General features: G+C 35.1%; 3 protein-coding genes. 2 read left to right on the top strand and 1 reads right to left on the bottom strand.

Annotated features, from left to right (window positions below):
- Positions 1-151 precede the first annotated feature (151 nt).
- Positions 152-448 carry a hypothetical protein gene (locus H6G97_RS51000; RefSeq protein ID WP_190735663.1) on the bottom strand — a complete coding sequence of 99 codons (297 nt, stop codon included), beginning with the start codon at positions 446-448 and terminating at the stop codon, positions 152-154.
- A 230-nt stretch (positions 449-678) separates the two neighbouring features.
- On the opposite strand from H6G97_RS51000, the gene H6G97_RS50995 reads away from it, so the two are divergent.
- On the top strand, positions 679-951 hold the full coding sequence (locus H6G97_RS50995; protein WP_190947767.1) for a hypothetical protein: 273 nt from the start codon (positions 679-681) through the stop codon (positions 949-951).
- A complete protein-coding gene (locus tag H6G97_RS50990) occupies positions 948-1313 on the top strand; it encodes a clan AA aspartic protease (RefSeq protein ID WP_190947766.1) in 366 nt (121 codons plus the stop codon). Before H6G97_RS50995 ends, H6G97_RS50990 begins: the two co-directional genes overlap by 4 nt.
- Positions 1314-1677: the final 364 nt, after the last annotated feature.

Raw genomic sequence — 1677 nt, 5'->3', positions numbered from 1 at the left:
GAATTTATCGACTATTTTAATCAAACAATGGCTAAACCTTTTAAGTGGACATATAAGGGTAAAGTGTTGGCTATCTAATACTTGGCTTATTTCCGCCTTGCAGTACTAGGCTGATCTAACACTGTCCTATATGGAGTAATCATGCCTACTGCTATTCATCTTTAGGCGTTAGATATCCGCGTGTTTTGTTGAGATAGTAATCACGCAGTATATTTTCTATATTCTGAATTAAGTCTTCCCTTAATTTTTCATATTGTTCTGAATCTATATTATTTTCTCTAAATAAAAGACCAAAACCATTATATGAAGAGTCTTTTTGTGCAATTTCTTTAGAGTTTAGTACCATTTCAGCAATATACTCAGCTATTTCATAATCAAAATTTTCAGGTAAAGTAATAGAATTTTCAGGAATATCAAGTATATTCTCGAACTCTTTGTTAAATTCCATATAATTCCCTAAATGTTGCCTTATCTGCCTTATTCTTCCACAACAACTGTAGTTCTTCTTCCGAGTTTTCTCATTATTTTTGTACTTTTATATACACAGATCATCTCTGGGCAGTATGAGCGCAACGGGCGGTTATGCTATCGCTGTAACGCACCTGTTGAGAACAAGAAACGCCTTTATTAGTTCTGAAACTACAATAATTGAAGAAGCAATAAAGGCGTGAAATTGTGATGCAATCAATTTTCTGGAGTGTAGAAGAAGTAGCCCTAAGAGCTAAACAGTTTTACGAAAACGGTATTCGTCAAAATGTCGAGTCTGGTGACAATATCGGCAAGATGATTGTGATTAATGCAGAAACTGGTGAATATGGGATAGATCCAACTGGTGTAGAAACAGCGTTAAAGTTAAAACAGAAAAATCCTAATGCTAGATTGTTTACTATACGGATTGGTTATGATGTTGCTGTAAGTTTTGGTGGTGCAATGGAGCGTACTGCTGAATGATTTCTGGAAAAGTAATCGATGGTAGGGCAATAGTTCCAGTGGTTTTTCGTTTACCTTCGCAGCCAGATTTTAACTTGGATTTTGTCATTGATACTGGATTTAATGACCATCTTACTTTACCATCACAGGCAGTCAGTGCGATGAATCTTCCCTTATATTCTAGTACCGAAGCAAGGTTAGCCGACGGTAGTCAAGCTTTATTATCTATACATTTGGCAACAATTTTATGGGACGGTATAGAAAGATTAATTCCAGTTTTAGCTGCTGGTTATAAACCTTTGCTTGGGACTTCTCTGATGGCCGGATATCATCTAGAAATAGATTTTCAAGACAATGGTTTAGTTTCCTTAAAGAAACTCTAATCGATTAGTTATTGTTTTGCTAGGTTCGGAATTATCAGAATAAGTTCAATTGTCCATGTTCATTAAATGGTAACTGAGTCTGTTTGTAAAACACTTTGCTTTAATTTTTGATGAAGAATGATTAAAAATATAAATAGTTGAATTTGCAAGCATGGAAAAACTAACTGATGAGGAATTACTTTTGATAATGCCCGACTATACTTTTGCAGAATACTGACAAGAAAGAAGTTACGGAAAGATTATGATTCCAGTAGAATATTTGAGGATAAAGGAAAAGGTAAGACAGCTTGCTCGTAAATCCGGCATAACAGCAATTGATAGCTGCTACATAAGTCTAGATTTAGAAGCAGAGCGCCCAGATTGG

The organism is Nostoc flagelliforme FACHB-838 (genome assembly GCF_014698065.1).
In the GTDB taxonomy this organism is placed as follows: domain Bacteria; phylum Cyanobacteriota; class Cyanobacteriia; order Cyanobacteriales; family Nostocaceae; genus Nostoc; species Nostoc flagelliforme_B.
The sequence above is the reverse complement of the archived record's forward strand: the minus strand, read 5'-3'. Positions and strand labels throughout refer to the sequence as shown.